Origin of the sequence: Haloferax gibbonsii ATCC 33959 (assembly GCF_000336775.1) — an archaeon.
Taxonomy (GTDB): domain Archaea; phylum Halobacteriota; class Halobacteria; order Halobacteriales; family Haloferacaceae; genus Haloferax; species Haloferax gibbonsii.
On the sequence record NZ_AOLJ01000011.1, the window covers coordinates 687,531 to 706,782 of the forward strand.

The 19,252-nt window shown below is 68.3% G+C and carries 23 protein-coding genes; 9 read left to right on the forward strand and 14 right to left on the reverse strand.

What is annotated here, in order from left to right:
• Positions 1 to 62: 62 nt before the first annotated feature.
• The 3 genes from C454_RS06370 to larB form a co-directional block, all read right to left on the reverse strand.
• Entirely contained in the window at positions 63 to 302 is a 240-nt protein-coding gene (locus C454_RS06370; protein WP_004973837.1) for a GIY-YIG nuclease family protein, read from the reverse strand.
• Between the two features lie 94 nt (positions 303 to 396).
• Positions 397 to 546: a DUF7563 family protein gene (locus tag C454_RS21345; RefSeq protein WP_187367346.1), complete on the reverse strand. Its 150-nt coding sequence runs from the start codon at positions 544 to 546 to the stop codon at positions 397 to 399.
• Between the two features lie 124 nt (positions 547 to 670).
• On the reverse strand, positions 671 to 1,432 hold the full coding sequence (gene larB, locus C454_RS06375) for a nickel pincer cofactor biosynthesis protein LarB (RefSeq protein WP_004973839.1): 762 nt from the start codon (positions 1,430 to 1,432) through the stop codon (positions 671 to 673).
• 186 nt (positions 1,433 to 1,618) lie between these two features.
• On the opposite strand from larB, the gene C454_RS06380 reads away from it, so the two are divergent.
• Entirely contained in the window at positions 1,619 to 1,786 is a 168-nt protein-coding gene (locus tag C454_RS06380; protein WP_004045310.1) for a DUF1931 family protein, read from the forward strand.
• 166 nt (positions 1,787 to 1,952) lie between these two features.
• Here C454_RS06380 and rpiA read toward each other — a convergent pair whose 3' ends face one another.
• Both rpiA and C454_RS06390 read right to left on the reverse strand, forming a co-directional pair.
• Positions 1,953 to 2,645, reverse strand: a complete 693-nt coding sequence (rpiA, locus tag C454_RS06385) for a ribose-5-phosphate isomerase RpiA (protein WP_004973840.1) — start codon at positions 2,643 to 2,645, stop codon at positions 1,953 to 1,955.
• Between the two features lie 50 nt (positions 2,646 to 2,695).
• Complete coding sequence (locus tag C454_RS06390) at positions 2,696 to 3,820, reverse strand: ORC1-type DNA replication protein (protein ID WP_004973842.1); 1,125 nt, start codon at positions 3,818 to 3,820, stop codon at positions 2,696 to 2,698.
• A gap of 162 nt (positions 3,821 to 3,982) precedes the next feature.
• Here C454_RS06390 and C454_RS06395 point away from each other — a divergent pair, with 162 nt between their 5' ends.
• Positions 3,983 to 4,390, forward strand: a complete 408-nt coding sequence (locus tag C454_RS06395; RefSeq protein ID WP_004973843.1) for a hypothetical protein — start codon at positions 3,983 to 3,985, stop codon at positions 4,388 to 4,390.
• On the opposite strand, the gene C454_RS06400 is transcribed toward C454_RS06395, so the two are convergent.
• Both C454_RS06400 and C454_RS06405 read right to left on the reverse strand, forming a co-directional pair.
• Entirely contained in the window at positions 4,384 to 4,653 is a 270-nt protein-coding gene (locus C454_RS06400; protein ID WP_004973844.1) for a hypothetical protein, read from the reverse strand. The two genes, C454_RS06395 and C454_RS06400, sit on opposite strands and share 7 nt — an antisense overlap.
• Positions 4,654 to 4,707: 54 nt before the next feature.
• The gene (locus C454_RS06405) at positions 4,708 to 6,702 is read right to left on the reverse strand and encodes a MutS-related protein (protein WP_004973845.1); all 1,995 of its coding nucleotides are present in this window, start codon (positions 6,700 to 6,702) and stop codon (positions 4,708 to 4,710) included.
• Between the two features lie 177 nt (positions 6,703 to 6,879).
• Between C454_RS06405 and larE the strand changes: the two genes are divergently transcribed.
• On the forward strand, positions 6,880 to 7,767 hold the full coding sequence (gene larE, locus C454_RS06410; protein ID WP_004973846.1) for an ATP-dependent sacrificial sulfur transferase LarE: 888 nt from the start codon (positions 6,880 to 6,882) through the stop codon (positions 7,765 to 7,767).
• A 45-nt stretch (positions 7,768 to 7,812) separates the two neighbouring features.
• On the opposite strand, the gene C454_RS06415 is transcribed toward larE, so the two are convergent.
• Positions 7,813 to 8,451: a histidine phosphatase family protein gene (locus C454_RS06415; RefSeq protein WP_004973847.1), complete on the reverse strand. Its 639-nt coding sequence runs from the start codon at positions 8,449 to 8,451 to the stop codon at positions 7,813 to 7,815.
• Positions 8,452 to 8,525: 74 nt separating this feature from the next.
• Between C454_RS06415 and C454_RS06420 the strand changes: the two genes are divergently transcribed.
• Positions 8,526 to 9,008, forward strand: coding sequence for an SRPBCC domain-containing protein (locus C454_RS06420; protein ID WP_004973850.1), 483 nt, complete (start codon positions 8,526 to 8,528; stop codon positions 9,006 to 9,008).
• A 30-nt stretch (positions 9,009 to 9,038) separates the two neighbouring features.
• Here the strand turns inward: C454_RS06420 and C454_RS06425 are convergent, their stop codons facing one another.
• Both C454_RS06425 and C454_RS06430 read right to left on the reverse strand, forming a co-directional pair.
• A complete protein-coding gene (locus C454_RS06425; RefSeq protein WP_004973851.1) occupies positions 9,039 to 9,362 on the reverse strand; it encodes a hypothetical protein in 324 nt (107 codons plus the stop codon).
• Between the two features lie 104 nt (positions 9,363 to 9,466).
• Positions 9,467 to 10,909 (reverse strand): twin-arginine translocase subunit TatC, encoded by a 1,443-nt coding sequence (locus C454_RS06430; protein ID WP_004973853.1) that lies wholly within the window; start codon positions 10,907 to 10,909, stop codon positions 9,467 to 9,469.
• 130 nt (positions 10,910 to 11,039) lie between these two features.
• Here C454_RS06430 and tatCt point away from each other — a divergent pair, with 130 nt between their 5' ends.
• The 4 genes from tatCt to C454_RS20695 all read left to right on the forward strand — a co-directional run bounded on the left by tatCt (position 11,040) and on the right by C454_RS20695 (position 14,429).
• On the forward strand, positions 11,040 to 13,196 hold the full coding sequence (gene tatCt, locus C454_RS06435) for a Sec-independent protein translocase protein TatCt (protein WP_004973855.1): 2,157 nt from the start codon (positions 11,040 to 11,042) through the stop codon (positions 13,194 to 13,196).
• Between the two features lie 112 nt (positions 13,197 to 13,308).
• The gene (locus tag C454_RS06440) at positions 13,309 to 13,485 is read left to right on the forward strand and encodes a ribbon-helix-helix domain-containing protein (RefSeq protein ID WP_004045298.1); all 177 of its coding nucleotides are present in this window, start codon (positions 13,309 to 13,311) and stop codon (positions 13,483 to 13,485) included.
• The gene (locus C454_RS06445; protein WP_004973857.1) at positions 13,478 to 14,197 is read left to right on the forward strand and encodes a queuosine precursor transporter; all 720 of its coding nucleotides are present in this window, start codon (positions 13,478 to 13,480) and stop codon (positions 14,195 to 14,197) included. Before C454_RS06440 ends, C454_RS06445 begins: the two co-directional genes overlap by 8 nt.
• 55 nt (positions 14,198 to 14,252) lie before the next feature.
• Positions 14,253 to 14,429, forward strand: coding sequence for a hypothetical protein (locus tag C454_RS20695; RefSeq protein ID WP_004968931.1), 177 nt, complete (start codon positions 14,253 to 14,255; stop codon positions 14,427 to 14,429).
• Between the two features lie 60 nt (positions 14,430 to 14,489).
• Here the strand turns inward: C454_RS20695 and C454_RS06450 are convergent, their stop codons facing one another.
• The 3 genes from C454_RS06450 to C454_RS06460 all read right to left on the reverse strand — a co-directional run bounded on the left by C454_RS06450 (position 14,490) and on the right by C454_RS06460 (position 16,350).
• Positions 14,490 to 14,891 (reverse strand): DUF7475 family protein, encoded by a 402-nt coding sequence (locus C454_RS06450; protein WP_004973859.1) that lies wholly within the window; start codon positions 14,889 to 14,891, stop codon positions 14,490 to 14,492.
• Between the two features lie 128 nt (positions 14,892 to 15,019).
• Positions 15,020 to 15,793 (reverse strand): 23S rRNA (uridine(2552)-2'-O)-methyltransferase, encoded by a 774-nt coding sequence (locus C454_RS06455; RefSeq protein ID WP_004973864.1) that lies wholly within the window; start codon positions 15,791 to 15,793, stop codon positions 15,020 to 15,022.
• 107 nt (positions 15,794 to 15,900) lie between these two features.
• Positions 15,901 to 16,350, reverse strand: coding sequence for an arsenate-mycothiol transferase ArsC (locus C454_RS06460; RefSeq protein ID WP_004973866.1), 450 nt, complete (start codon positions 16,348 to 16,350; stop codon positions 15,901 to 15,903).
• Between the two features lie 273 nt (positions 16,351 to 16,623).
• Between C454_RS06460 and C454_RS06465 the strand changes: the two genes are divergently transcribed.
• Positions 16,624 to 17,367 (forward strand): DNA polymerase sliding clamp, encoded by a 744-nt coding sequence (locus C454_RS06465; protein WP_004065599.1) that lies wholly within the window; start codon positions 16,624 to 16,626, stop codon positions 17,365 to 17,367.
• A 65-nt stretch (positions 17,368 to 17,432) separates the two neighbouring features.
• Here C454_RS06465 and C454_RS06470 read toward each other — a convergent pair whose 3' ends face one another.
• A complete protein-coding gene (locus tag C454_RS06470) occupies positions 17,433 to 19,199 on the reverse strand; it encodes a histidine kinase N-terminal 7TM domain-containing protein (protein ID WP_004973867.1) in 1,767 nt (588 codons plus the stop codon).
• Between the last annotated feature and the right edge of the window lie 53 nt (positions 19,200 to 19,252).

Consider the following 19,252-nt stretch of genomic DNA (forward strand, 5'->3'; position numbering starts at 1 on the left):
GCGAGGGCGTGCCGTGGCGGTCCGGCGAGGGCACAGCCGACCGCGACGCGGCCCCGGTTCGCTCACGACTCGACGAGCCGCTGTTTCTCCCGGCGGCGGAGCTGTTTTATCTCGTACTCCCGGGACATGGCCGCCGACTTCGAGTCGAACTCCTCGACGTGGACGAGTTCGACCGGCGTCCGGCCGCGGGTGTACTTCGCGCCCTCGCCAGCGTCGTGTTCCGCGACGCGCCGCTCCACGTCGGTCGTGTACCCGGTGTACAGCGAGCCGTCGCTGCACTCGATGACGTAGACGAAGTGCACGAGAGAATGGTTCAGGGGCGCGGGTATGAACCCACCGCCCGACCTCGTGCACGAGGTGTTGGCTTCGCGTGGTGGTCTTTTCTCGCTTCAGTGGTCATGCGGTGCGGGCACGCTGCCGAGCGACCTCCGCGATACCCGCGTTCGCCGAGCAGTTGGGACAGGCGAGAACCTGACCGTCCTTGTCGGCGAACACGCGTGCGAAGCGCTCGGAGACGTGTGACCCGCAGTGGTCACAGACTGGCATTGTTGCGGTCCGGCAGCCACCAAGCCGGTGTATGACATACAGTACCCCACCCATATGAGGGCTTCGCGCGTGTGCGTACGCACGCGAAATCGCGCACGACCACGAGGTGGAGAATAACGTCCAGTCAGGCGTCGTCGTCGCGGGCGTCCGAGACCGCGCGGGCGATGAGTCCGGCCTGCGCGCCGGCGATGTAGCCGGCGTCGACGTTCACCGCGGAGAGCACGGTACAGGACTGGAGCATCCCGAGGACGGCCGCCTCGCCGTCGCCGCCGTGGCCGTAGCCCGTCGAGACGGGCAGTCCGATGACGGGCGTGTCGACGAGGCCGGCGACGACGGTCGGCAGCGCGCCCTCACGGCCGGCGGCGACGACGACCACGTCGGCCTCGCGGAGCGTGTCGAGGTTGTCGAGCACGCGACCGAGGTGGGCGACCCCCACGTCCTCGATGCGTTCGACGTCCACGCCCATCTCGCGGAGGACCGCGGCCGCCTCGCCCGCGGCCTCGGCGTCGGAGGTGCCGCCGGTGGCGATGGCGACGGTCGCGTCGAGGTCGGGGCGCTCGAAGTCCGGCGCGGCCGCGACGACGGTCTTCGCCCGGGCGTCGCGGTCGATATCGGCGTCCGGGAGGGCGTCGGCGACGGCCTCCGCGTGAGCGGTGTCGGCCCGGGTGACGAGCGCCCGACCGCTCGTTTCGACCGCCGCGACGGCCAGCGTCGCCGTCTCGTCGGGCGTCTTCCCCTCCGCGAGAATCGCTTCGGGGACGCCGCGCCGCGTCTCTCGGGCGGCGTCGAACCGTCCCGCGTCGGTCGTCGCGTAGCCGGAGAGTCGTACCTCCGCCTCGGCGGGCGAGAGCGAACCGTCCGCGACCGCCTCCAAGATGTCGCGCATATGGCCGCACGTTGGCCCGAGGCGTACTCATACCCGTCGTTCCGCCCTCGCGGGGATAAAGCATATATAAGTGGAGATTGTTCCTCGGAAATCCGTCCTCATAGAAGCGCCATAACCCCCAAATCCGGCGGTATTAACGTCCAATATAGGAAAGTTTATTAAAGGAGAATCGGTAGGACATTCTGTATGGCAGACCTCATTGTCAAGGCAGCCGTCAAGGAAGCGCTCAAGGACAAGAACGTGGCCTCGGACTTCTACGACGCTCTCGACGAGGAAGTCAAGGAGCTTCTCGAAGACGCTGCTCGCCGCGCTGAGCAGAACGACCGTAAGACGGTCCAGCCCCGCGACCTGTAAACTCGGTCTTTAGACCTCTCGTTCTTTTATCGCCGGCCGGTGAGCCCCGGTTGTGTCCCGCGAAGCGAGTCGACTCGTCCCGTGAGCCGCGCCGGTCGAAGGCGTCCGTTCGAGCGCCGGACCACTCGGTCCACCGCAGAGCGGTTCGAGCGCCGGACCAACCGAGTCAGAACTCGTCGACTTCGACGCCGTCGTCGGTGCCGACGTAGACCGCGTCCGCGAGGCCGACGAAGATGCCGTGTTCGACCGCGCCGGGGAGCGACGCGAGGTCGGCCGCGAGCGACTCGGGGTCGGCGATGGCACCGAACTCGCAGTCGAGGACGAGGTTCCCGTTGTCGGTGACGACGGGGCCGTCCTTGCGCTCGGCGCGGCGGAGCGTCGCCTCGCCGCCGAGGTCGGAGACGCTCGCGGCGACGGTCGTCCGCGCCGACGGGAGCACCTCGATGGGGACGGGTCGCGAGAGCGTTTCCGCGGTCTTCGACGGGTCGGCGACGACGAGGAATCGGTCGGCGAAGGCGTCGACCATCTTCTCGCGGGCGTGGGCCGCGCCGCCGCCCTTGACGAGCGCGCCGTCGGTCGTCGCCACCTGGTCGGCCCCGTCGATGGCGAGGTCGACGGCGTCGACTTCGTCGAGGTCGACGACGGGGATGTCGCACTCGCGGGCGAGTTCGCGGGACGCGAAGGAGGTCGGGACGCCCCGAACGTCGAGGCCGTCGGCGACGAGGTCGCCGATGGCGCGGATGGCGAAGGCGGTGGTGCTGCCGGTGCCGAGGCCGACGACGGTTCCGTCTTCGACCGCTTCGACCGCCGCCTCCGCGGCGCGGCGCTTCTGCGCGTCGGTTCCGCCGGTAGTCTTCATGGCTCAGCCGACTCGGCCGGCGAGTAAAAATGGTCCCGAAAGCGGCGGCGTCAGAGGCGGTCCAAGACCGCGTCCGCGTCGTAGGCCAGCGAGATGGCGCGGGTGCGGCCGCGCCCCTCGATTTCGGTGTATCGCGCCTCGATGACGCCCAGTTGGTCCAGTTTGTTCACGAGTTCGGAGTAGCGCGTGTAGCCGAGGCCGGTCTCCTCGTTGAAGGCGTCGTACACCGCGCCGGCGCGCTCGCCGTCGTACTCGGCGACGACCCGGACGAGTTCGCGCTCGGGGTCCGAAAGCCCCTGCAGACACCGCGAGAGGTGGACGTACTTCGACTTGTCGTAGGCCGCTTCCACGTCCTCCATGTCGACCGTGCGGGAGGCGCGCATCTCGGCGTGGAGGCCGGCGCGCCGAAGCAGGTCGATGCCGACCCGGAGGTCGCCGCTGTCGGCGGTGAACTCCGCGACCTGGTCGAGTTCGGGCGCGCCGATGACGTCCTCGTGGAAGCCGCGTTTCGACCGCCCGCGGAGGATATCGACGATTTCGTCCACGTCGTAGCGGGGGAAGAACACCTCCTCGGGCCGGAAGACGCTCTGGACGCGCCCGTCGAGTTCGTCGATGACGTCGAGCGAGAGGTCCGACGAGATGATGATGACGCCGATGCGCGCGCCGGAGTGCGCCTCGTGGGCGCGGAGCAGCGAGTAGAGCGTGTCGGACGCCTCGTTCTCGTAGAACAGGTAGTTCACGTCGTCGAGCGCGACGACGAGCACCTCGTCGTCCTCGACGAGGCGGTCGGTTATCTGGCCGAACAGCTTCTTGAACGAGATGCCCGACGACGGGGGTTCGTACTCGAAGATGTGCTCGAAGACGCGCGAGAACACCGCGTAGCGCGTCGAGTCGACCTGGCAGTTCACCCGGACGGTCCGGACGCCCGACTGCGTGCCCAACTCGCCGAACAGTTTCTGGACCGCGGTGGTCTTGCCCGTCCCCGGCGGCCCGCGCACCATCGTGTTCAGGGGGCGAGAGCCGCGGACCGCGGGCCGGAGCGCGTACTTCAGGCTCCGCAGTTGGCTCTCGCGGTGGTTGAACGTCTCCGGAACGTGGTCGATTTCGAAGACGTGTTCGTCGCGGAACACGGTCTCGTCCCACGACAGCATCCCCTCTTCGGGGTCCTCCCTCATCGAGTGAAGTACCACGCGCGGGGGACTTAATCGTTTACCGCGGCGGCGTCCGACGGGGGGGGCGGACGGACGCGTTGTCTCGACGCGTCCCGAACGCGTTCAACCGCCAACCACCGGAACCCGAGCCACAATAGTTAATTTTCCAACAATGGATGCGCAGTCATGGCAACTCGCATACAACTCGCCGCGCTGCTCGTCTCGCTTGCGCTCGTCGGGGGCGGCGTGCTCGGGTTCGGTTTCGTCGCTGACGAAGACTACAGCTATCGATACGAGGGGCAACTGTCGGAGACGCCGGAGACGGTTCCCCCGCTGTACAGCGAACTCTCTCAGTCGGAACAGCGGGCCGTGGACCGCGCCCTCGCCGGCGAGGTGCTTCGGTTCGAAGACGACCCTGGGAACCTCCCGGGACTCGTCGAGCGCGACGGCACCTACCACGCGTTCGAGTTCGACGCGACCACCGACTACACCGCCCCGACGACAGTCGGTTCACTCGTCGCCGTACTGCTCGGCGCGGTCGGTGTCGTCGCCGCGGTCCGGTGGGAGGTCGCGAGCCGGTACGTCACTTACTGAAGGAGCCGGACGATTCGGTAACCGATGGCGACGAGCAGAATCAGTCCGACCGCGCCGACGCCGAGGACGACCGGCGTCCCGCCGGTCCGCGAGAGCGCACCCAGCGCCGGAAGCACGAAGCCGAACAGCACGAGGAACCCGCCGAACACCAGAAATAACAGGTAGACTGCGGTCCCGAACACGTCCCAGACGGCGTTCTTCGTGGCGTGGTAGACGAGGTCGTACTGCTGTCGTTCTTCAGGGGAGAGCGAATCGGAGGGCACGGGCGAAGTTGTCGGAGAGGCTAAATAAATCGTGTGTCGCCGCGGGTGACCGCCTCAGTCGAACTTCTCCAGCAGTCGCCCGTAGAAACTCGTCTCGTTCTCGCCGGCCAGTTTCTCCACGATGAGCTCCGGGGTCGACCGCGCGAGGTGGTCCTTCACGGGCGAGCGGTTGACGACGAGTTCGCCGTCTTCCAGCCCGACCGCCTCGATGCCGTCGACCGCGACCGACACGTCGGCGGCCTCGCGGATGCCGCCGGCGAGGTGCGAGACGAACACGGCCGCCGCGCCCTGTTCCGCGAGTTCTTCGAGGATGCCGGCGATGATTTTGGCGGACGCGCCGGGTTCGGTGATGCTCTCCAGTTCGTCCACGAGGACGAGTCGGTCGGCCGCGCCGTCGGTGAGCGCGGCGAAGTCGCGGAGCGTGCTCTCGAAGGCCCCGGCGTCGAGGGTTCCCTGCGACTTGGCGTAGTAGTGGAGTTCGGAAAAACGCGAGAGTCGGACCGACTCGGCGGGCACGGGAAGCCCCATGTGCGCGAGGACGACGACGAGCCCCACGAGGTCGAGCGTCGAGGTCTTACCCCCGCTGTTGACGCCCGAGAGGAGCGTGACGCCCGACACTTCGTAGTCCACGGGGTCGACGTCCGCGAAGTCCACGTCGAGGAGGGGCGAGCGTCCGGCCTCGATGGCGAACGAGCCGGCGCCGTCGTTTCCGGCCGCGCCGGTGAACTCGGGGAAGACGCAGTCGAAGTCGCGGGCGAACCGCGAGACGGCGAGGCGCACGTCGAGTTCGAGCGCGTCGCGGACCAGCGTCTCGACGGGGTCGCGCAGGTCGCCGAGGTCGGCGGCGAGGTCGGCTTTCAGCTTCGCGGCGCGGCGGTCGCGGGCGGCCTTCAGTTCGGTCCGGAGCCGGCCGACCGCCTCCTCGTCGTGGCCGAGCGGGAACGACGGGTCCTCGGGGAAGACGCGCTCCGTCAGGTCGGCCTCGCCGGGGCGGAGCGACAGCGACTCCACGAGGTGGTCGCGGGCGGCCGAAAGCGCCTCGTCGAACTCGTCTTCGAGTTCGCGCGACAGCAGGGAGTCGACGCGCGCGCCCTGCTCGACGAGAGACAGGAAATCGGTCCCCTCGATGGTCACGTCGCGCTCGCGAATCACGTCGCGGAGGCGGTCGTTAGCGACCGATTCGGCGGTCGAGACGGCCGTGTCGAGGTCGTCGACCGCGTTCGAGAGCCGTTCGAGTTCGTCGTCGCCGAGGACGGTCCCGTCGTCGGCCAGTCGGGACAGGGCGTCGCGGAGAGCGGCGAGGTCGCAGGGCGGGGAGAGTCCGGCGGCCTCGTGGACCGCGGCGGCGGCCGAAAGCGCCTCGCGGTTCACGGCGAAGAAGGCGAGCAGTCGCTCGGGGACGACCTCGTCGGTCCGCTCGGCGGCGTCGGGGAGGACGCGCACGTCGCCGTCGACGTCGATGCCGGCGAACGACTCGTCGAGGACGACCACCGTCGAGTACGACCGCGCGAGTTCGGCGATGTCGCGGCCGTCCTCGACGACCTCGATTGAGAGTTCGGGGAACGCCTCCTTGGCGGCGGCGTAGCGCTCCGCGTCGGCGGTGGCGATACAGCGCTCGCGGACGCGACGCGGCTTCGGGTCCGCGAGGGGTTCGACGCCCGACAGCGCGGCGAGCACGTCCGGGTCGGGGTCGAGGTCGGTCGCGTCGGCCGCGAACGCCCGGACCTCCTCGATGCGCGAGGCCGACCCGGTGGGAAACAGCGTCTCCAGTCGCTTCTCGGCGTACGTCGTGACCGTCCGCGCCTGCAGGAGACCGAGCGCGTCGCGGTAGATTTCCGAGGCGCGGTCGGTGGCGAGGAAGCCGCCGGGGTCGTCGTGGTCGCGGCGAATCGCTCCGCGGGCGATGGCCGCCGCCCTGCCCTCCGTGAGCCCCGGTGCCCGCGCGAGCGCCGCCACGTCGCCGTCGGTGAGCGCTCGCTCGGCGTCGTCGAGTTCCGCGAGCGCGGCGGCGGTCTTCTCGCCGACGCCCGGGATGGTCTCGAAGTCCATTCGGCCGGACCTATCGCGGCATAGGACAAAAAGTCGCGGGGTGGTGACTCGGGGACGACGCGCGGGTCGCGCCGCCGCCGGAGCGCTCGTTTCGTCCGATTCGGGGGCGCGTGCGCCCTTCGCGGTCGTTCGCGCCGGGGACGAGGGGCTTTTGACCGTCGGCCGGGAAGGGAGGCCATGAGCGAGCGAGATACCGCGGCGAAGGCCGACGCAGTACGCGAGGCGCTCGCGGAGCGCGAGAGCGTCCTCATCGCCTTTTCGGGCGGCGTGGACTCCAGCGTGGTCGCCGCACTCGCCCACGACGCGCTCGGCGAGAACGCGGTGGCCTGCACCGCGAAAAGCGAGACCCTCCCGGACGCCGAGTTGGACGACGCGAAGCGCGTCGCCGAGGAAATCGGCATCGAACACCTGACCGTCGAGTTCTCCGAGTTGGACAACCCCGACTTCGTCGCCAACGACGACGACCGGTGTTACCACTGCCGGACGATGCGTCTCGGCCGGATGTACGAGGCCGCCCGCGACCGCGGCATCGAGGCCGTCTGCGACGGGACGAACGCCTCGGACCCCGGCGAGGGCCACCGCCCCGGCCTCCGCGCCGTCGAGGAGTTAGAGGTGCTGTCGCCGCTTCTCGCCCACGACATCACCAAGGAGGAAGTCCGCGCCATCGCCGACGAGTACGACCTGTCGGTCGCCGACAAGCCCTCCATGGCCTGTCTCTCCTCGCGGATTCCGACCGGCCTCGAAGTCACCGAAGAGCGGCTCTCGCGGGTCGAACGCGCCGAGACGATTCTGCGCACGTGGGGCTTCGAGCAGTTCCGCGTCCGCGACCACGACGGCCTCGCCCGCATCGAGGTCGCGCCGGAGGAACTCGACCGCGCCCTCGACGCCGACTTCGTCCGCGCCGCCCGCGACCACCTGAAGGACGCCGGCTTCGACCACGTCACGCTCGACCTCCACGGCTATCGGACGGGGAGCGTCAGCCCCGCGGCCGAGGCGGACGCCGACTCGGGCGACGACCTCCTCGTGGACGACGTGTTCGCGCAGGACTACCCGATGCGAAAGTAGCTGAGAGACGACAGTCAGAAACTCGGACCGGACCGCCGAACCGACCTACGTCGTCAGAAACCGCGTCTCGTTCTCGGCGACGACGCCGATGGACGGTTCGTCACCGTCGTCGCTCAGTTCGACTTCGAACTCGCACAGCCCGCCGTTGTCGAGCGGTTGCGACAGCATCGCCTCGACGATGTCGAGTCCCTTCACCTCGCCGAGCGACAGCCGAATCGGCGCGCCGTGGCTGACGACGAGTACCGTCTCGTCGGAGTCGAGCGAATCGGCCAGCCCCTCGTGGGCGTTGAGGACGCGCCGGCGGACCTCGACGAGGCTCTCGCCGCTCGGCGGGCGCTCGCGGGCGGCGGGCGTGCCGACCGCCGAGAGGGCGTACTGCGGGTAGCGGTCGGTGAGTTCGTCGAACTCCAGTCCCTGCAGCGAGCCCACGTCGCGCTCGCGCCACGCGGAGTCGAGGACGGGTTCGAGACCGAGTTCGCGGGCGATGGGGCGGGCGGTCTCTTGAGCGCGTTCGATGTCGGAGGAGACGAGGCGGTCGACCTCGTAGGAGTCCACGACGTGGTGCGCGAGGGCGTCGGCCTGCGCGCGGCCGCGCTCGGTGAGCGACACGGGGGCCCACCCCTGTACGCGCCCGGCGCGGTTCCACGTCGTCTCGCCGTGTCTGGCGAGAAGGAGGGTTGCCATACGTCCGTCTCTCTCCCCACCGGCAATGAGTGTTCCGCGCGAGATTCACGGTCTCGGCGCGCCAACTGTTGGGTATGGCACACGAAATCGAGACGAGCATCGATATAGACGCCCCGCCCGAACGGGTGTGGGAGACCCTCGTCGACTTCGACCGCTACCCCGAGTGGAACCCGTTCATGCGAATCGCCGGGCGGCCGAACGAGGGCGCGACGCTCACCGTCCACCTGCGGCCGCCGGGCGGCCGCGAGTCGGAGTTCGAACCCGACGTCGTCCACTGCGAGAAACACCGCGAACTGCGCTGGCTCGGCCACCTCGTCTTCCCGGGGCTGTTCGACGGCGAACACCGGTTCCGCCTCGAACCCCTCGACGGCGGCGAGCGCACGCGCTTCGAGCACGCGGAGACGTTCTCCGGCGTCCTCGCCGGACTCCTGTTGCGGTTCGTCGGCGAGCAGACGAAGGCTGGGTTCGTCGCCATGAACGAGGGACTGAAGACGCGCGTCGAGGGGACGGTCGCCGCCGAGAAGCGGGAGGCGGCGGAGTCGTCGGACACGGCGTGATTCCCCGCGGTCTCCGGGAGGTTCGACGCGTTACAGCGACTCGCCGCAGAAACGGCAGGTGTCCCGGTCGGCTTCCTCCAGCGAGTGGCAGTTCGGACAGGTAACGGTCTCGGCGCGGACAGAAGGGGCGCCGTTCGGCGACCCCGAATGACCGGACACGCGGCGGCCCACCCCGGGTTCGTCGCGCCCGAGGTTGAGGTACAGCGCCAAGCCCAGAATCCCGCCGACGAACACCGAGAGGCCCCAGAGGAAGGCGTTGTGCGAACTGTGTCTGGTCGCGTCGATGCCGGCCCAGACGCTCACGACGAACCAGAGCGGGAGGGCGACCACCGACAGGGCGACGAGGTCGGCCATCGTGTTATTATCCTAACCATTCTGCAATAGCTCTTCTGAACGGTCGGCGGTCGGTGAAAAACGGGAGCGGCTGGACAGAAAACGGGAAAGAAACGAGACGCCGGTCAGTTCCCGGTCCAGCGTAAGACCGCGAGCGTCCCCTCGAACAGGACGATCATCGTCGCGCCGATGATGATGGGGGCCATCCCCGTCGGGTCGGGGCTGACGAGGAACGCGAGGCCGAGGAACGCGCCCCAGAACAGCAGGCGGCGGTCTTCGAGCCACTGCCGGGTGACGAGGTTCATCATGATGGCTAACTCCACGAACAGCGGAATCTGGAAGACGACCGCCATGTAGCCCATCAGGATGAGGATGAGGTTGAACGTCTCTTTGAGGCCGAACGCGACGACCGCCGTCCCCTCGGTGTAGGAGGTGAAGTACGCGAAGATGGCCGGGAGCACCACGAAGTGCGCGAACAGGACGCCGACGAGCGCGAGGATGAGGCTCGTCGGCACGGCCGCGAGGTAGTACTTGCGCTCTTTCGGGTAGAGCCCGGGGCGCATGAACAGGTACGTCTCGTAGACGAACACGGGGAGGCCGATGACGGTGCCGGCGAGACCGGCGACCTTCAGTTTGGTGAGGATGAGTTCGAGCGGACCGTAGAGCCGCGGCCGGCGGTCCACGATGGTGTCCGCGCCGGGGATGTGGGAGTTCCAGAGGAAGTTGATAACGTCGGTCGCGCTCGGGATGTGGATGCCGAAGGCGGCCTGCGTGTCCACGAGCGCGTTGAGGATGTCCGCGCCGGGGAAGAGCACGAGCGTAATCGCGCCGGCGACGCCGAGGACGACCGCCAGCCGGCGAATCATCTCCTCGATGTGCGCGGTCAGCGGCATCTCCTGGTCGCTCTCGGGTGCCTCGCCGACGAGGCCACCAACGTCCTCGTCGTCGAAGTCGTCGCCCTCGAACTCAGGGTCGTCGAAGTCGGCGTCCTCGACTGAGACGGACGACGGAGCCACGCCGCCCACCTCGTCCTCGCCGGTCAGCGCCGGGCTCGCGCCGTCGGCCGCCGCGTCCGGTCCGGCGTCGTCGGCCGACTCGTCGCTCGAATCGTCGTACGTCCCCTCGGGCACGTGCGAGGTGTGTTCGTCGTCGGCGAGGAGGCGCGGCTCGTCGTCGGAGTCGTCGCTATCGTCGGAGACGTCGCTATCACCGGTACTTCCGGAAGAATCCGCATCAGCGTCGGAGTCCTCGACGCCGTCGTCCGAGTCGGAATCCTCCGCGTTCTCTTCGGAATCGGAATCCTCCGCGTCCTCTTCGGGGGCCGCATCAGTGTCGGCGTCGCCGGCGTCGTCTTCCGTCTCGTCGGTATCGGCGTCGTCGGAAGCGTCGTCGGCAGACCCGTCGGTAACGGTCTCGTCTCGCGGGGTGACTCGACCGTAAACCGGACCGTCGGACGACGAAGCCCCGTCGTCGTCAGACTCGTCGGACGAGCGCTGGTCGGCGTCGTCCGAGGCGTCCGTCTCGTCGTCGGCCGCAGAGAGCCCTGTGTCGCGCTCCTCGTCCGCCATTCAGGTGTCCTACGCTTCCGGCCAGTTATAGGTCTTTTCGCATCGCGCCGAGGAGGCGCGTCGAGGGAGCCGAAATCACGCCCGCGGTGAAAAAGATTGATAACCGCCAGACTGCTTTCGCCACGTACGTATGTCCAGCGCCCTCGACGAGGACACCCAACAGACCATCGCGGCGGGCCGCGAGACCGCCGGTGCGATGCTCCGAGCGGCGCAAAAAGACCTCCAGAAGGTCTTCATCGTCTTCCTCGTCGGGTTCCTCGGAACGTTCTACGCGCTCCGACTCTACGTCTGGGAGTTCTTCCGGGGCGTGACCAAGGCACAGATGGACGCCAGCGTCTCCGGCAACGTCAGCATCATCGCCCAGACGCCGTTCGACGTGATTCTCCTGCAGGCGAAAATCGGTCTCGTCGTGGGTGTTCTCTTCGCGCTCCCGCCGTTCATCTACGTCTCGCGGGACGCGCTGAAAGCCCGGGGCGCGTGGCCGAAATCGCCCGTCGCGCCGTGGAAACTCGCGCTCATCGCGCTGACGATGGTCGTGCTGTTCGCCGCGGGCGTCGCCTACGGCTACTTCGTCTTCTTCCCGTTCACGTTCGCGTTCCTCGCGCAGAACGCGCTGTCGGCCGGCTTCACGCCGAGTTACTCCATCGTGAAGTGGGCGCAGTTCATCTTCCTGCTCACGCTCTCGTTCGGTCTCGCGAGCCAGCTTCCGCTCGCGATGACCGCGCTCTCCTACGCCGAAATCGTCCCCTACGAACTGTTCCGCGACAAGTGGCGGCACGCCGTCGTCGGCATCTTCGCGTTCGGCGCGCTGTTCACCCCGCCGGACCCGTTCACCCAAATCATGTGGGCGGTGCCCGTCATCACGCTGTACGCCTTCAGCCTCTATCTCGCCCGCGTGGTCGTCACGGCCAAACGCGGCAGCGAGAAGATGGACGTCAAGGCGACGGCGACCCACCACTGGAACCTCCTCGCGGGCGTCGGCGTCGTCGGCGGCCTCCTCGTCTACGCCTTCTACGAGTACGGCGGCGTCGGTCTCGTCAACGACGGACTCGCCGCGGTCGGAAGCGACTACGTGTTCCTCGACCCCGGCTCGGGGCTCGTGCTGGGCGCGTTCGTCGTCGCCGGCGGCGTCGTCGGCCTCGCGTTCGGCCTCGCGTACCTCGTCTACCGCGACATCGAGCGGCTCGAACGGACCGAGGTCGGCGTCGGCGACCCCTCGAAGCTCGACCTCTCCGCGCTCGACGTGGCGGGCGTCCGCGCCGCGCCGCCCGAGGTCTTCGCCGACCGCGACGAAGACGAGATTATGAGCCTCGCGTCCGCCGCCATCGACGACGGCGACAAGGCCAAAGCGCAGGCCCTCATCGACCGGTTCGACGAGGCCGAAGCGGACCGCGAGGCCGAGGCGGCCGACGCCGAAGACGAGCCGGGCGAACTCGAAGACCGGACGACCCGCGCGGGCGGCGCGTTCTTCTCCGAACTGACCGGGGGCGAGACCGACGAGGACGACATCGGCGGCTACTACACCGACATCGCGTTCATCGTCGACTCCGTCACCTCGCGGGCGTTCTGGGTCGTCGGCTGGTTCATGCTCGTCCTCGCGTCGACGTTCGGCTGGCTCTACACGGGCGGCATCAGGGACGTCTACGAGGACTTCCTCGGCCGACTACCCGCCGCGGTGACGCCGGAAGAAGTGCTCAACGTCGTCGCGCTCCACCCGATGGAGGCGCTCATCTTCGAGGTGAAGTTCTCGACGATTCTGGCCGTGTTGGCGACGCTCCCGCTCGTCGCGTACTTCGCGTGGCCCGCGCTCCGCGAGCGCAACATCATCCGCAAGCGCCGCCGGACCGTCTTCCTGTGGACCGGCGCGCTCGTCGGCGGCCTCCTCGGCGGCTTCGCGCTCGGCTACAGCTACGTCGCGCCGACGGTCATCACGTTCCTCGTCGAGGACGCCATCGCGGCGAACATGATAATCTCCTACCGCATCACCAACTTCTTCTGGCTCATCTTCTTCACCACCGCGGGCATCGGCCTCCTCGCCGACATCCCCATCCTGATGGTGCTTCTCAACACCGCCGGCATCAGCTACCGCATGATGCGGAAGCGCTGGCGCGAGGTCACGGTGTTCATCCTCGCCATCTCGGCGGTGTTCACCCCCGCGAGCATCACGACGATGTTCATGGTGACGCTCCCGCTGATGGCCGCCTACGGCGTCGGTCTCGGCGTCCTGTTCGTGCTGACGGTCGGCGGCCGACGCGACCTCTCGCCCGCCCGCGGCGCGGCGGAGTGAGGGCGGTCCTCGGAGCGACCGCCGCGCCGACTCGCCGACCCGAAAAACGCGCCAAATATCGCCGCTGAGACCGTTGAAAAGGCGTTAAGTATTCTCGTGAGAATCGCAGAGTATGGCCAAGATAAGCGTCGAGATTCCCGACGAACTGCTCGCGGACTTGGACGAGCACGTCGGCGACGACAAGAAGTTCGTGAACCGGAGCGATGCGGTTCGGGCGTCCATCCGGAAGACGCTCGACATCCTCGACGAGATAGACGACCGACACAATCGCCTCGTCGAAGATGAGTGAGGGGCGGTCGGCCGTCGGGCAGGTCGCGCTCGTCGGCCTGTTCGTCACCGCGCTGACGACGGCGCAGTTGACGGCGTCGAAACTGCTCGCGATTCCCCTGCCGGCCGCGATAGGCGAACTCCCGTACGTCGGCGCGGCCATCCTGATGCCGGGGGCGGCGCTGGCGTACGCGCTCACCTTCTTCGCGTCCGACTGCTACTCCGAACTGTACGGTCGCCGGGCGGCGCAGGTCATGGTGAACGTCGGCTTCGTCATGAACTTCGTCCTCCTCGGACTCGTCTGGAGCACCATCGCCGCGCCCGCCGCGAACCCCGAGTTCGCCGGGCAGTTCGCCACGGTGCTGTCGTCGGGGACGAACGTCGTCGCCGGGAGCCTGCTGGCGTACCTCGTGAGCCAGAACTGGGATGTCGTCGTCTTCCACGGCATCCGCGACATGACCGACGGCGCGTTCCTCTGGCTCCGCAACATCGTCTCGACGGCGACGAGTCAGGCCATCGACACGGTCATCTTCGTCGGCGTCGCGTTCTACGTCGCGCCGACGGTCCTCGGCATCGGCGACGCGCTACCGTGGAACGTCCTCGTCGGCCTCGCTATCGGCCAGTACCTCCTGAAGCTCCTCATCGCAGTCGTGGACACGCCGTTCGTCTACGGGACCGTCGCACTCCTGCGCGACGACGACGAGTCCTCGACCGACGGCTGGGTCGCGGACTGAGGCGTTCCCAGGACGACGGACGGCTTATCTCTTTTGGTAGCATACCACACGACGTATGGCCGACGAGCACCGCCACAGGCTCACCGAGCGAGACGGGATGGAGATGGGGGTTCGCTGTCCGAACTGCGGGACGTACACGTCGTTCGGCGACATCCTCGCCACCGGAGCCTGCCGCGGCGGCTGGAAGGGGTGCCGGACGGGGCTTCGACTCGACCTCGTGGTGTACGACTGAGAAAGACGGCGGGGCGACGGGACGCTGGGACGCGGGGCCGGCGAGAGCGACAGCGCGCGCTCAGGCCGCCGCGGACGCGTCCGGCGAGTCGTTCAGGTAGAGGTACGCCGCCGCGACGGCGAAGACGGCCTCGCCGCCCTTCGAGAGAATCGCCATGTCGCTGACTCGCCCGCTCATGACGACCCAGGCGACGATTTGGGCGAGCGCGAACGCGATGGCGACGAGGTAGAACTCGCGCCGCCAGAACTTGCTCAGGTAGACGGCGATGCCCGCGAGGAAGCCGACGCCCGCGAGGACGAACAGCACCGCCTGCGTCTGGTCGAACTGGAGCAACATCGGAGCCATCGACAGGTGGACGTACGTCGAGGTCAGCGCCCCGACGATGGCGACGTACGGGACGATGCCCGACGGGAGGCCGGTGAACAGCGGTCGCGATTCAGCGGTCGTGGTGTCTGTTGACATGGGGACTCACGAACAGAGTCGTGTCAATGGATAATAATTTTTGCCCGGAGTGAGGCACAAATCGAAGGGAACACGCGGAGCCGTCGATGCGGGGGCGCGCAGGCGCGGTGAGCGTGAAATCGGCGCGTTCAGTCGTCTATCGGCTCGGCGAAGGCGAACCGGGGCTTCACGTCGGTGACGCGGACCGTCGGGGTGTCGCCCGCCTCCGTCCCGGAGACGAAGAGCGTGAAGTCCTCGACCTTGGCGATGCCGTCGCCCTCGCTGCCCACGTCGACGATTTCGACCTCGAGCTCGTCGCCCTTGCGGACCGGGGCGGTGAGGAAGTGCTTGCCGACGAGGTACTGCTCGGAGGAGCTGTCGCGGGAGGCGTCGGGGCGCATCGACCGGACGTACTGGAACTCCCGTTCCATGTCGGCGCGGAGGTCCGCGACGTCCGGCCCGTCGAACACCTTCACGGCGAAGTCGCCGCCGGTCGCCAGCAGTTCCTGTGCGACCTCGAACGCCTGCCGGGCGAGGTAGACCGAGCGAGCGTGGTCCAGCGAGTACTCGCCGGTCATGTTCGGCGCCATGTCGGAGACGACGGCGTCGGCCCCGCGCTCGCCGATGACGGCCGTCAGCTCCTCTTTCGTCTCGTCTTCGGTCATGTCGCCGCGAATCGTCTGAACGTTGTCGCGGTCGATGCCGCGGATTCGCTGGAGGTCGACGCCGACGACCTTGCCGTGGTCGCCGACCGCCTCGGAGGCGACCTGCAGCCACCCGCCCGGGGCGGCACCGAGGTCGACGACGGTGTTGCCGGGGCCGAACAGCCCCGCGTCCCCGTCGAGTTGTTTCAGCTTGTAGGCCGAGCGGGCGCGGTAGCCCTCCTGTTTGGCCTTGTTGTAGTAGTGGTCCTTGCGCGCCATGGTCTTGACAGCAGTAGCGTATCAGGCCGTATACCGGCTTCGGCTTGCGCCGTGAAGCGTGCGGAACAGTCCCACATCCGACGGCGTCGGCGTCGAGGCGGTCTGGCTCAGTCGTCGCCGACGAGTTCGTCGAACAGCGCCGCGACGCGCCCCTCGATGTCGTCGCGAATCGCCCGGACCGCGTCGAGGTCCCGCCCGTCGGGGTCGTCGAGGGCCCAGTCGCGGGCGTCACCGCGCCACGTCATCGGACAGATACCCTCGGCCGAACAGCCCATCGTGACGACGATGTCGACGCCCATAATCTCGTCCTGCTCGATTGCGCGCGGCGTCTCGTCTGCGAGGTCGAACCCCCGCTCGCCCATGACCTCGACGACCTCGTCGTGGACGTGGTCGGCGGGGTCGGTGCCGCCGGTGACGACCTCGATTCGGTCGCCGACGCCGCGCTCGTCGCGCTCCCGGCGGGCGAAGGCCGTCGCCATCTGGCTCCGGCCGGCGTTCTGGACGCAGACGAAGGCGACGCGGGTGGAAGTCGCGTCGGCGTCGGCGGCGTCGCTCATCTCTCGGCACCTCGTCGGCGGGCGGCTGTCTTCGTGTCGTCGTTCGCCATAGCCGGGAGTTGCACAATCAGCTATTTGAGTGCTTTGAAGCCCGAGACCCCAGAAATCGGCAGGTTAGCTGCATAGCCGAACAGTGACAACAACACCCATGGGGAGCCGACGGGAGCGATGGGGTGCTCGCGGGAGCGCGCACGCGGGAGAGCGTGCGAACATCATATTGCGGTGAGTCCAAATCAGGAGTATTTTTAAGACCGCTGTCGTACGACGGCACATATGTTCAAGGCCATCGTGAGCGCCGCGACGCTCCGGGACGCGCTCGACTCCGTGAGCGTCCTCGTCGACGAGTGTAAGATTCGACTCAACGAGGAGAGTCTCTCCATCCGCGCCGTCGACCCCGCGAACGTCGGCATGGTGGACCTCACGCTCGACGCGGCGGCGTTCGAATCCTACGAAGCCGACGGCGGCGTCATCGGCGTCAACCTCTCCCGCCTCGAAGAGGTCGCCGGGATGGCGGGCTCGGGCGACCTCATCCACCTCACGCTCGACGAGGAGACGCGCAAGCTCAACATCCGCATCGACGGGCTGTCGTACACGCTCGCGCTCATCGACCCGGACTCGATTCGCCAGGAACCCGACATTCCGGACCTCGACCTCGCCGCGAACATCGTCCTCGAAGGGACGCACCTCGACCGCGGTATCAAGGCGGCCGACATGGTCTCCGACCACATCCGCCTCCGCGTCGACGGCGCGGAAGAGACGTTCCACATCGAGGCCGAAGGCGACACCGACGACGTTGACCTGTCGCTTCCCCCCGCGGACCTCATCAGCATCGAAGCCGGCGCGGCCGACTCGCTGTTCTCGCTGGACTACCTGAAGGACATGAACAAGGCGATTCCGACCGACGCCGAGGTCACCGTCGAACTCGGCGAGGAGTTCCCGGTCAAGCTTCACTACCAGATCGCGGAAGGGATGGGCACCATCACGTACATGCTCGCCCCGCGCATCCAGAGCGACTGAGCGGACGTTTCGGCCACCGCGTCGTTCACCGACCACCGAGCCGTCCCACTCGTTTCTCCCGACTCCTACCGGTCAGCGACGGCGTCGGCCGTCTCGTCCCGACACCAGTACGGCAGTCGAACCGTCGCCGTCGTGCCGGTGTCGCCGCGGCCCGCTGACTCGTCGGGCGCGTCTCCGGCCCCGTCGGCCGCCCCGTCTCGCCCGCCCCGAACGTCGAACGTGAGGTCGCCGCCGAGCGCGTCGACCGTCCACCGGACCGCCCAGAGACCGAGGCCGCTGCCGTGTTGGAGCGGCGACTCGCCGCCGGTCTCGACCACGGAGCGCTCGTAGTCCGGGACGCCCGGGCCGTCGTCTTCGACGACGAGGACGAGGTCGGCGTCGGCGGCCCGGACCGACACGGAGACGGTCGGGTCGTCGCCGCCGTGTTCGAGCGCGTTCTCGACGAGTTCGCTGACGAGGAGCTTCGCCGCCGATTCGCTCCCGGAGACCGGCAGCGACTCGGGGGCGTCCACGTCGACCGAGCCGGCGTCGAACTCCGCGCGGACCTCGGCGACGCAGGTTCGCACCGTCGCGGCGACGTCGAAGCGGCTGCCGCCGTCGATGCCGGCCATGACCCGCTCGACGGTCCGGGCCTTCTCGCCGAGCGAGAGGAGCTTGTTCGACCGCGCTCGTATCGTGTCGGTGGGGTCGCGCTGGTCCGCCGGGAGCCGCTCTGCGAGCATGTCGGCGTAGCCGATGACGACCGTCATGTCGTTTCTGAGGTTGTGCCGGAGGACGCGGTTGAGGACTTCGAGGCGCTGGCGGCGGCGGACCCGCCCCGTCACGTCGGAGACGGTGACGGTCCGGCCGAGGCGGCGGCCGTGCTGGTCCGTCACCGGCGAGAGCGTCACCTCGTAGGTCCGGCGGCGGCGGTCGACCGTCACGTCCACGAGCTGTCGGTCCTCGTCGAGGTCGACGCCCGGAAGCACCGACGACAGCGGGTCGAACGCCGAGGCCGGATCGAGGTCGAGGAGCGACGAGGCGGTCTCGTTGGCGTCGACCACGCGGTGCTCGCGGTCGAGGACGAGAATGCCGACGGCCACGTCGTCGATGGCGGCGCGGCGGCCGAGCCGACCGGTCGCCGGCGAGAGCCCGAACAGCTGGAACCGGTAGAGCGCGTGGCCGAACGTCGCGCCCGTCACCGCGAGGGCGATGGGCGTGAAGTTCACCATCTGAAGCGGGCCGATGCCGAAGGTGTGGGCGACGTGGGCGACCGTCGGCGCGGTCGAGCCGATGGCGAGGGTGACCGCCTGCTCGCGGTAGTGCGAGAGCCGTTCGACCAGCATCTCGATGATGAGGACGAGCCCGGAGCCGATGATGACGTAGCCGTACACCGCGTGGAGGTAGTACCAGAGGTTCGGGTCGAACCGCACCGTGGCCGCGCCGAACACCGGGTCGATGTGGTAGTTCGTCCACAGCAAGCCGTGGCTCGGGTTCGTGGCGAGCGCGACGACGGTGACGGCCGGAAACACGAGGAGCCCCGCGATGAGCCGCCGCGAGAGGAGTTCGCCGCGGCCGGTGTAGGAAAGCGCGAACGCGAACCACGCGGGCGCGATGACGGCCTGCGCGACGTCGATGGGGATTTGGAACCAGAATCGGAGCGAGGGGTCGAACACCGTGAGCGCGACGCCGTAGGAGCCGGCCCAGAGCGCCGCCGAAAACAGGAGGACCGACAGCGATTTCGAACCGGGTTCGGTGCCCTCGCGCCAGGCGACGACCGCGATGGAGACGGAGACGAGCGCCGCGACGAGGCAGAGGACGACCAGCGGCGAGACGGCGGCGACCGAAGGCACGCATAAACCTCAGACTCGGCGCTCGTAACACTTGCGGGCCGCGGCGAAATTCG

Excerpts from the sequence above, each read along its gene's own strand:
- larB (WP_004973839.1), bottom strand. The coding sequence starts at position 1,432 with ATGCGCGACATCTTGGAGGCGGTCGCGGACGGTTCGCTCTCGCCCGCC.
- C454_RS06440 (WP_004045298.1), top strand. The coding sequence starts at position 13,309 with ATGGCCAAGATAAGCGTCGAGATTCCCGACGAACTGCTCGCGGACTTG.
- C454_RS20695 (WP_004968931.1), top strand. The coding sequence starts at position 14,253 with ATGGCCGACGAGCACCGCCACAGGCTCACCGAGCGAGACGGGATGGAG.
- rpiA (WP_004973840.1), bottom strand. The coding sequence starts at position 2,645 with ATGAAGACTACCGGCGGAACCGACGCGCAGAAGCGCCGCGCCGCGGAG.
- C454_RS06395 (WP_004973843.1), top strand. The coding sequence starts at position 3,983 with ATGGCAACTCGCATACAACTCGCCGCGCTGCTCGTCTCGCTTGCGCTC.
- C454_RS06430 (WP_004973853.1), bottom strand. The coding sequence starts at position 10,909 with ATGGCGGACGAGGAGCGCGACACAGGGCTCTCTGCGGCCGACGACGAG.
- C454_RS06455 (WP_004973864.1), bottom strand. The coding sequence starts at position 15,793 with ATGGCGCGCAAGGACCACTACTACAACAAGGCCAAACAGGAGGGCTAC.
- C454_RS06425 (WP_004973851.1), bottom strand. The coding sequence starts at position 9,362 with ATGGCCGACCTCGTCGCCCTGTCGGTGGTCGCCCTCCCGCTCTGGTTC.
- C454_RS06445 (WP_004973857.1), top strand. The coding sequence starts at position 13,478 with ATGAGTGAGGGGCGGTCGGCCGTCGGGCAGGTCGCGCTCGTCGGCCTG.
- C454_RS06415 (WP_004973847.1), bottom strand. The coding sequence starts at position 8,451 with ATGGCAACCCTCCTTCTCGCCAGACACGGCGAGACGACGTGGAACCGC.
- C454_RS06460 (WP_004973866.1), bottom strand. The coding sequence starts at position 16,350 with ATGAGCGACGCCGCCGACGCCGACGCGACTTCCACCCGCGTCGCCTTC.
- larE (WP_004973846.1), top strand. The coding sequence starts at position 6,880 with ATGAGCGAGCGAGATACCGCGGCGAAGGCCGACGCAGTACGCGAGGCG.
- C454_RS06420 (WP_004973850.1), top strand. The coding sequence starts at position 8,526 with ATGGCACACGAAATCGAGACGAGCATCGATATAGACGCCCCGCCCGAA.
- C454_RS06390 (WP_004973842.1), bottom strand. The coding sequence starts at position 3,820 with ATGAGGGAGGACCCCGAAGAGGGGATGCTGTCGTGGGACGAGACCGTG.
- C454_RS06465 (WP_004065599.1), top strand. The coding sequence starts at position 16,624 with ATGTTCAAGGCCATCGTGAGCGCCGCGACGCTCCGGGACGCGCTCGAC.
- C454_RS06380 (WP_004045310.1), top strand. The coding sequence starts at position 1,619 with ATGGCAGACCTCATTGTCAAGGCAGCCGTCAAGGAAGCGCTCAAGGAC.
- tatCt (WP_004973855.1), top strand. The coding sequence starts at position 11,040 with ATGTCCAGCGCCCTCGACGAGGACACCCAACAGACCATCGCGGCGGGC.
- C454_RS21345 (WP_187367346.1), bottom strand. The coding sequence starts at position 546 with ATGCCAGTCTGTGACCACTGCGGGTCACACGTCTCCGAGCGCTTCGCA.
- C454_RS06450 (WP_004973859.1), bottom strand. The coding sequence starts at position 14,891 with ATGTCAACAGACACCACGACCGCTGAATCGCGACCGCTGTTCACCGGC.
- C454_RS06405 (WP_004973845.1), bottom strand. The coding sequence starts at position 6,702 with ATGGACTTCGAGACCATCCCGGGCGTCGGCGAGAAGACCGCCGCCGCG.